5 protein-coding genes are annotated in these 8449 nt (G+C 75.9%); 2 read left to right on the top strand and 3 right to left on the bottom strand.

What is annotated here, in order from left to right; genetic code table 11:
• Positions 1–442 precede the first annotated feature (442 nt).
• Positions 443–1252: an alpha/beta hydrolase family protein gene (locus FNQ90_RS06390; RefSeq protein ID WP_182605374.1), complete on the top strand. Its 810-nt coding sequence runs from the start codon at positions 443–445 to the stop codon at positions 1250–1252.
• Between the two features lie 82 nt (positions 1253–1334).
• Here FNQ90_RS06390 and FNQ90_RS06385 read toward each other — a convergent pair whose 3' ends face one another.
• Together FNQ90_RS06385 and FNQ90_RS06380 are read right to left on the bottom strand one after the other, a co-directional pair.
• Positions 1335–1736: a hypothetical protein gene (locus FNQ90_RS06385; protein ID WP_153426853.1), complete on the bottom strand. Its 402-nt coding sequence runs from the start codon at positions 1734–1736 to the stop codon at positions 1335–1337.
• A gap of 284 nt (positions 1737–2020) precedes the next feature.
• A complete protein-coding gene (locus FNQ90_RS06380) occupies positions 2021–2719 on the bottom strand; it encodes a HalD/BesD family halogenase (protein ID WP_182605373.1) in 699 nt (232 codons plus the stop codon).
• A gap of 387 nt (positions 2720–3106) precedes the next feature.
• On the opposite strand from FNQ90_RS06380, the gene FNQ90_RS06375 reads away from it, so the two are divergent.
• Positions 3107–5050: an ABC transporter ATP-binding protein gene (locus FNQ90_RS06375; RefSeq protein WP_182605372.1), complete on the top strand. Its 1944-nt coding sequence runs from the start codon at positions 3107–3109 to the stop codon at positions 5048–5050.
• Positions 5051–5269: 219 nt separating this feature from the next.
• Here FNQ90_RS06375 and FNQ90_RS06370 read toward each other — a convergent pair whose 3' ends face one another.
• Positions 5270–8368, bottom strand: a complete 3099-nt coding sequence (locus tag FNQ90_RS06370; RefSeq protein ID WP_182605371.1) for a BTAD domain-containing putative transcriptional regulator — start codon at positions 8366–8368, stop codon at positions 5270–5272.
• Positions 8369–8449 lie beyond the last annotated feature (81 nt).

Below are 8449 nucleotides of genomic sequence, written 5' to 3'. Positions count from 1 at the left end.
CACCGGGATCGCACGTCACGGGAAACCGGCGGGAGAAAACCACGGCCCGATCGGCGAGCACTGGGAAGGTACCGGTCCTGGCGCGCCCCATCCCAATTCTTTTCACCCTTTCGAGTGGGGACAGAGCTTTTGGAATCGCTCGGGAAAACGATTTCCGGGCGTTCCGTCCGGCCGCGTGTTCCGCTGCGACGGCCTCCGCCACCCCCGGGGGTGAGTCCGGGGAGGCGGGACCGGTGGGAGTCGGTCGGGTCCGGCGGGACGGTGGGCCCCGACGGGGCGCCGCGAGGTCCCGGCACTACGCTGACCGCATGCGCATCGGGAGTCCCGCCCACGCCGCCGGGGTCATGCCCCGCGTCCTCCGCCCCCGGGAGGGGGCGGGCCTGCCGACCGATCCCCCGCGCGCCCCCGCCGGGCACCGCGACGGCCCCGGGGAGGTCGGCCGATGAGCGACGCACGGACCGAGCGCGGCACCGCCGGTATCGAGTGCCGCCGCTTCGACGTCGCCGGGCCGATGGGCCGGCTCTCCGGCCGGCTGGAGCTGCCCGAGGGGCGCCCCCCGGTGGCGTACGCGGTCTTCGCCCACTGCTTCACCTGCGGCAAGGACATCCTCGCGGCGGCCCGGGTCTCGCGCGGTCTGGCCCGCCTGGGCTGGGGTGTGCTGCGGTTCGACTTCGCCGGTATCGGCGAGTCGGAGGGCGACTTCTCCCGGACCGGCTTCGGGACCATGGTGGAGGATCTGGTGCACACGGCGGACGGCCTGCGGGAGGCCGCCGCCGCACCCGCCCTCCTGGTGGGGCACTCGATGGGCGGTGGCGTGGCCTTGGCCGCCGCGCACCGGATCCCGGAGGTGCGTGCGGTGGCGACCATCGCGGCCCCGGCGGATCCCGCCCATCTGCGCGGGCAGTTGCCGCCCGGCACCGAGGAGGAGCTGCGGCGGGACGGCGAGGCCGATGTGACCCTGGCCGGTCGGCCGTTCCGGATGCGCCGCGAGTTCCTCGACGACCTGGTGGAGCGTTCCCGCGAGCAGCGGGGACTGATCGCCGGGTTGGACGCCGCACTGCTGGTGCTGCACTCGCCGGTGGACTCCGTGGTGGGCGTCGAGGAGGCGGGCGAGTTGTTCTCGGCGGCCCGGCACCCCAAGGCGTTCATCGGGTTGGACGGTGCCGATCATCTGTTGGGCGATGCCTCGGACGCGGCCTGGGTCGCGGGGCTGGTGGACACCTGGGCCCGTCGCTGGGTGCACGGGGACTGATCCCGGACCCGGCCCCGTCCCCCGTGGCTCCGCCGGCCCGGAGGGTCGGGCCGGCGGAGCCACGTCGTGAGGGCGGGTTCGATCAGAGGATCGCCCAGAGCAGCAGGGCGACCAGTGCGATGGCGGTGAGCAGCAGCCCGACCAGGATTCCCATCGGGCCCCGGTCGTCGCGGGCGGCCCCCCGGGCCCGTCGGTCGGCCCGGTCCCGGCGGTCCAACCGGTCCAGCCGGTCGCGCCGGTCGCGGTTCTCCGTGCGGTCCCGACGCTCGGCCCGGTCGCGCTCATCACGACGGTCGCGCTCGTCGCGGCGCTCGGAGTACTCGCGCCGTTCGCGGCGGTCGAGGTCCTCGCGTCGATCCCGGTGGTTCCGGTCGCGCTCGTCCCGACGCTCACGGTACTCGCGCCGTTCGCGACGGTCCTCCTCACGATCTCTGCGGGAACCTCCGGACGAGCCGTACGCGCCGGGCGGGGGTTTGCGGGCCATGATCGGGATCTCCTTCCGGGTGGCCGTGGGGGACGGCCGGGGGACTGACGGGAGGTGGTGCGGCCCGGGGCCCGGAAACCGGGGTCGGGCGAAGATCGGTGAGGGGCGACGGGCGGAGCGGGCGTCCCCGACCCGCCGGCCGGATTTCGACGTCAGCGGCGACCGTGCGCCCCGGCACGGTGACGTCCGGTCGCCGTGCCGGGGCACGCGGGCCCGGCGCCCCGGGGCGGGGAACACGGTGCCGGCCGGCTCCGGAGGAAGACGCGTCGTGGTGGCGCGACGTGTCAGCGCAGGGCCGCGCCGGCGGGTGCCCGCCGGTCGGCGAGCGGTCTGCCGACCGCCCAGCCGATGGTGAGGACCACGGTGCGGGCGTCGGCGTCGCGCAGCGGGGTGACCCGCGGCTCGGTGACGTCCGCCCGCATCAGGCAACCGTCCCCCGGCGCGTGGTGGGCCCGCAGCAGCGGCTCCGGCAGGAGCGCCCCGGCGGGGCGGCGGTCGGGACTGCCCGGCCCCGGGCCACCGGCCCCGGGGCCCGCGCGCCCCGCCGACCAGGACACCGGGCGGTATTCGAGCATGCCGCCGTCCTGCGGCGACGCGGGGGCGTCGAGGAACAGGGCGAGCGCCAGCGGAGGCCCGCCGGGGGCCGGTTCGATCCGGTCACCGGGACGGTCCAGGACACTCAGGGACAGGCGCCCGGCGGAATCCTCCGGTAGGGGTTCGGCGGTCACCCCGGCTATGGCGGTGACGAGTTCCCTCAGCGCCGGTTCGGTGGCCAACCGGGCCACCAGCGGGCCCGCCGCGGCCAGTTCGGCCCCGGCCAGGACACCGGCGTGTTCCCGGCGAACGAGTCGCTGCCGCAGTCCGAGCACCTCCGCGCGCAGCGCCGCCAGGCCCGGCCGGGTGAGGAGCCCGGGCAGGCGCAACCGGCCGAGGCGCGCGAACGGGGCGCGCAGCTCGGTCGCACGCTCCGGGAGAGACAACATGCTCCTGCCATACCCACCGGGGATGCCCCGGCAACTGTTCCCGGGGGGAAATCCGGGTCGGTTTCCGGTCGGAAAACGTTCCCGTGATGTTCGCAACACCGCTACCGGGAGAGGCCGTTGCCGGCATCGGTCCTCACGCGTCGGATACCTCGGGGCAACCCGGGCGCGCCGGACGGCGTCTCCCGGGGCACGGGCCGGCACCGGACCGATCCGGGGTTGAACCCGGGCTGATCCCGGGCTGATCCCGGGCTGATCCCGGGCTGAACGGAGTACCGGGTTGTCGGTGCCGGGCCCGATGATGGGAGACCCGATGTCCGGGGTGCCCCGGGCCCCGGGTCGGAGAGACGGAGCACGGGCGGCGTCCCTCGCCTCCCGGGAAGGTCGGCGATGAGCGGAACGACGGCGGGGCCCCGCGGGGGCACCCGTGCCGAGGGCGGGGCGGACGGCACGCCCGGCGGGAAGACCCGGGGACGTGCCCGGCGACCCGAGGGGGAGCCGCCGCCCTGGCGGGTCCTGCTGGAGCTGGTGCGACCACACCGTCGCATCCTGGCCCTGGGCGCCCTGCTGTCGCTGATCACCGGGGCCACCGGGCTGGCGCTTCCGTTGGTGGCCAAGGCCCTGATCGAGAACCTCTCCGCCGAGCGGGCGATCACCGGGGCCCTGGTGGCGATGACCGCCCTCGTCCTGGCGAACGCCGTGATCGGCGCGCTGGGTGGCTACGTGCTCCAGCGCACCGCCGAGTCGGTGGTCCTGGACGCCCGGCGTTCCCTCGTCTCCCACCTGCTGCGACTGCGGATCGGCGCGGTGGACCGCAGCGAGCCGGGCGACCTGTTGGCCCGGGTGACCTCGGACACCACTCTGCTGCGGTCCGTCACCACCGACTCCCTCATCGGTTTCGGCACCGGCGGCCTGACCCTGGTGGCCACGGTGGTGCTGATGGCGGTGGTGGACGCGCCGCTGCTCGGGGTGACCCTGGCGGTGATCGCGCTCGCCGCGCTGGTGATCGGGGTGATCGTGCCGCGCATCCACCGGGCGAGCAAGCGGGCCCAGGAATCGGTGGGCGCGATGGGCGCGACCCTGGAGCGGGTGCTGGGCGCGATGCGCACGATCAAGGCGTCGGGCGCCGAGGACCGCGAGGAGCGGGTCGTGCACGAGGCCGCCGAGGAGTCGTGGCGGGAGAGCGTGCGCGCCGCCAAGTGGTCGGCCCTCGCGGGGAACACCGCGGGCCTGGCGATCCAGGCCGCGTTCATCACGGTGCTGGCGGTGGGCGGCGCCCGGGTCGCCTCCGGCGCGATCGACGTGGCCACGCTGGTGGCCTTCCTGCTGTACGTGTTCTACCTGATGGCGCCGATCCAGCAGCTCGTGGCGGCGGTGACCCGCTATCAGGTGGGCGCGGCGGCGATCGACCGGATGGGCGAGACGCGGCGGCTGCCGGTCGAGCCGGCCGCGCCCGCCGGGGCCGCCGGATCCGAGGAAGACGACACCAACCCCGCCGCGCTGCGTTTCGAGGGGGTGCGCTTCCGCTACTCCGACGGGCTTCCCGAGGTGCACCACGGCATCGACCTGGACATACCCGCGCGCGGGATGACCGCGTTCGTCGGGCCGTCCGGGGCGGGGAAGACCACTCTCTTCTCGCTGATCGAGCGCTTCCACGAGCCGTCGGCGGGCCGGATCCTGCTGGACGGCACCGACCTGCGGGAGTGGGAGCTGCACCGTCTGCGGGGCGCCATCGGCTACGTGGAGCAGGACGCACCGGTGCTCTCCGGCACGCTGCGGGACAACCTGCTGCTGGGGCGTCCCGACGCCGGGGAGGAGGAGGTCCGCGAGGTGCTGCGCACCGCCCGTCTCGACGCGCTGGTGGCGCGGCTGCCGGAGGGCCTGGAGACCCGGGTGGGCCATCGGGGCACCCGGCTGTCCGGCGGGGAGCGGCAGCGGGTGGCGATCGCCCGGGCGCTGTTGCGCCGGCCGCGCCTGCTGCTGCTGGACGAGGCGACCTCGCAATTGGACGCGGTGAACGAGGCGGCGCTGCGGGAGACCGTGGCCTCGGCCGCCCGCGCCACCACCGTGCTGGTGGTGGCGCACCGGCTGTCGACGGTGATGGCGGCGGACCGGATCGTGGTGTTGGACGCGGGCCGGGTCCGGGCGGTCGGCACCCACGCCGAACTGGTCGCGGGGGACGGTCTGTACGCGGAGCTGGCCGCGACGCAGTTCCTCGACGGCTCGGACGACGACGCGGAGGGAGCCGGGGTCGCCGACCCCGCCGACCCGGGATCGGACGGCGACCCGGCGGCCGGCTCGACACCCGTTCCCGACCCCCTGGGCAGCCGGTGACCGGCCCCGTGGTTCCCAACCGCGTGGCGGCGGCGCTCCGGATCGCCGCCGCCACGGGGTTCGGGCCCGGCTGACGTCCCGGGGGGGGGAACGTCCGCTCGCCACGGCCGTCACATCGAAGCCCGCCCGCGTGATCACGGGGAGCGGCGCCGGCGCGGGCAACGCCCGGCCGTCACGACCCCGGTCGCGGTCGCCGACGGGGCGACCGGGGCGGCGGGCTCAGGAGACGGCGTTGTCCCCCACCCGGCGGCCGGGCAGGAACTCGTCCATCAGCGCCCGGGTGCGGGCCGGCAGCGGCTGATCGGGGCCGAAGAGCTGCGCGTGGTGGGCGGTCAGCCAGTCGGCCGCCCCCTCCAACCACTCCCGGTTGCCGGTGGCGTGCGCGGACCGCAGCAGCTCGTTCCACAGCCGCTCGTCGGTCGGGGCGGCGGCCAGCGCGGAGCGGACCGCCAGGTACGCCTGCTCGCCCTTCCCCGCGCCCAGGTGCTCCTCGGCCAGGCCGAGCGCGATACCGGCGACGAGCAGCGGGTACTGCGCGTCCACGATCTCGTGGTCGAGCCAGGCGTACCCGCCCTCCGCGCGCAGCCCGTCCAGCAGCGGGCCACGGGCCAGGGCCAGGGCGTCGGTGAGCCGGCGGGCGCGATCGACCGCTCCGGGGCGGCCGGCGTGGTGGTGGAGGGTGCGCAGCACGTCCCAGTCGGAGACCACCCGGGCGGAGAGAGCGAGTCGGCCGTCGGCCCCGGTCGTCAGGCGGGGCGCCCTCTCGGCGTCCCGGCCCAGCCAGTCGCCGAGGCGGGCGAGGAAGGCGTCGCGGACGTCGTCGGAGACGCCGCGCGGCCACAGGGACGCCGCCATCACCCGGGGGTGCACGCCGCCCCGGTGCAGCAGGAGCAGGGCGAGCGCCTCGCGCAGTTGCGGCGCGCGCTCGGGCTCGGGCTCGGGGAGGCCGGTGACGGTGTAGCCGCCCATGATCTCGGCGTACACCTCGGGCTTGCCCCGAGAGGTGAGATCCACGGTGAAGACCGGCCCGGAGGACGTCCCGGCGGTGTTCCCCCCGGCATCGCCCGCGCCGGCGTTCGCCCCGCCGTCGCCCTCGCCCGCCGTGAGACCGGCGAACAGCTCCACCACCGCGGCCCGCCCGGCGGCGGGGAGCAGTTGGGCGGTCAACTCCAGTCCCATGTCCGGCTCCTTGAGCAGGCCGTCCTCGGTGACCTCGAACTCCCAGGCCAGGCCGGGCAGGTCGGACCGGTCGGAGGTGACCAGGTAGCCGATGCCCAGGGGGGCGGAGACCGAGGCGAGGGCGCCCAGGCGCTCCGCCTCCTCCTCGGTGGGCACCACGCCCACGACCACCAGGTGCGGGGCCCAGTGGTGGCGGCGGGAGGGGCCGGTGCGGCCGGTGAGGATGCTCTCCTGTCCGGTGTGGCGGAGGTTGGCGTGCCGGAGGTTGGTCTCCGTCTCCATGACCTCCAGCAGGCCCGCGATGTCCTCCAGGTGGCGGACCCGGGTGGGGGCGAGGGTGGTCATCTCGGCGCCGAAGCCGACCAGGGTGACGGTCATCCGGTCCGACCAGCCGCTGGTGGCCAGTTCGGCGGCGACCGAGCCGAGTACGGCCTCCCGGTCGCGGGGGGCACCGAGCACGGAGACGATGCCGGGCACCGCCTCCAGGTTCAGCAGCAGACGGATGCCGTCCCGGGTGCCGAGGCTGACCAGCCCCGGGTAGGGGGCCTCCGCCGCGGCGCCGGTGTCGCCGGCCGCGTCCCCGCCGGGCGTCTCGGCGAGGCGGGCGCGCTCCAGCGTCCAGTAGGTGTCGCTCTGACCGGGCTGCCACGGCGCGGGCGGATCGCCGGCCGGGTGCGCCAGTTGGAGGTGGAGCTCGTCGGCGCCGAGCCACGCGGCGTAGACGGCGGGCAGGGTGCGGCCCTCGGCGTCCAGGGCCGCGGACAGGACTCGCAGGGCGCGGTCCAGGAAGGCGACGGCCCGCGGGTCGGCGCCCGCCAGGAGGGCGTCGCGGGCGTCACCGGCGGCGGGGGTCTCCGGTTCCAGGTCGTCCCCGACGCCCCGACCCAAGGTGCCGGCGGCGGCCTGCCACAGCGCCTGTCGGCGGGCACGGCCCAGCGCGAGGAGCAGACCCGCGGCGAGCAGGGGGGCGGCCATCAGCGCGTCGATCGCGCCCCGGCCGGAGTCCTCGGTGTCGGCGTCGGTGGTGTCCCCCACCCGCTCGGCGGGGACCACGGCGTGCTCGGTCTCCTCCGCGCCGCCGGGTTCCCCGGCGCCGGGGCCGGTCCAGTCGGAGTGATCGGCCGCGGGGTCGGGGACCGGCGAGGGCTGCGGGGTGTCCCCCGCGCCACCGGGGGTGCCGGGGCCGGGGTCGTCCCCGCCGGTGTCGCCGGTCTCCCGGTAGTCGAGGAACTCGTCGGCCTCGTCCTGGGACATCTCCTCGAGGTCCTCGCCGGGGGCCTCGACGAGTTCGCCGCCGGTGGCGTCGGCCGGCATCTCCAGGATCCAGCCGGGGCGGATCAGGCTGGCCTCGGTGAGGCGGGAGCCGTCGGGCTGGACCCGGTCCCGGTTCAGCTCGTAGATCTCCTTGTAGCGCAGTCCGTCGCCGAGGTGGCGTTCGGCGATGCCCCACAGGGTGTCGTGGTGGCGTCCCTCGGGGGGCTGGATGCGGTAATACTTCGAGGTGTCCGTGGTGTCCGTGGTGTCCGTGGTGTCCGTGGCGTCCGTGCCGCCCCCGGCCTCCGCCCCGTCGCCGGCGTCCTGGTGGGGGATGGCCATGGCCCGGTCGGCCTCGGTGATGCCGGGGGCCCGCTCCGCGCGCTCCTGACCGGGGGTCTGCTGGGCCTCGACGACGACGGACCCGCCCGGGTGGTGGCGCTCGATGTCGGTGCCGAGCGCGCCGAGCCCGGGGGTGAGGCCGGCGGCGGCGGAGCCCAGGAGCAGCAGGGCGCCGACCAGTCGGCGGGCGAGCAGCTGGCTCGGCCCGGCGCCGGGTACGCGGCGGGGCAGGCCGACTCCGGAGAAGGCGGCGCGCATCTCGACGATCACGCAGGCGGTGAACTGTGCCCAGGCGACCCACACCAGGATGCCCAGCACGTTGAGGAAGACCTCGGTACCGATCTCCTGGGTGAGCATGTCCCAGCTCGGGGCGGTGGTGGGCAGCGGCCACCCGATGAACCACGCCAGGGAGAGGGGCACGCCGACGACCATGACGGCCAGGGCGAGGAAGGCGGCGATCGCCTTCAGCCAGTCGCCGGCGGAGCGACCGACCCGCACGGGGACGGGCCGGGGGCCGCTTCCGGTGGAGGTGCTGCGCGCCATGTGGTCTGCTCCCGTGGATGGTTCGGTGCCGGGTCGTTCCGGGTCGGGGTCGTTCCGGGTCGGGGGTGGTTCGGATCAGGG

Source organism: Streptomyces alkaliphilus (genome assembly GCF_014141535.1).
In the GTDB taxonomy this organism is placed as follows: domain Bacteria; phylum Actinomycetota; class Actinomycetes; order Streptomycetales; family Streptomycetaceae; genus Streptomyces; species Streptomyces alkaliphilus.
This window is presented reverse-complemented; position numbering and strand designations above follow the sequence as displayed.

Excerpts from the sequence above, each read along its gene's own strand:
- FNQ90_RS06375 (WP_182605372.1), top strand. The coding sequence starts at position 3,107 with ATGAGCGGAACGACGGCGGGGCCCCGCGGGGGCACCCGTGCCGAGGGC.
- FNQ90_RS06385 (WP_153426853.1), bottom strand. The coding sequence starts at position 1,736 with ATGGCCCGCAAACCCCCGCCCGGCGCGTACGGCTCGTCCGGAGGTTCC.
- FNQ90_RS06370 (WP_182605371.1), bottom strand. The coding sequence starts at position 8,368 with ATGGCGCGCAGCACCTCCACCGGAAGCGGCCCCCGGCCCGTCCCCGTG.
- FNQ90_RS06380 (WP_182605373.1), bottom strand. The coding sequence starts at position 2,719 with ATGTTGTCTCTCCCGGAGCGTGCGACCGAGCTGCGCGCCCCGTTCGCG.
- FNQ90_RS06390 (WP_182605374.1), top strand. The coding sequence starts at position 443 with ATGAGCGACGCACGGACCGAGCGCGGCACCGCCGGTATCGAGTGCCGC.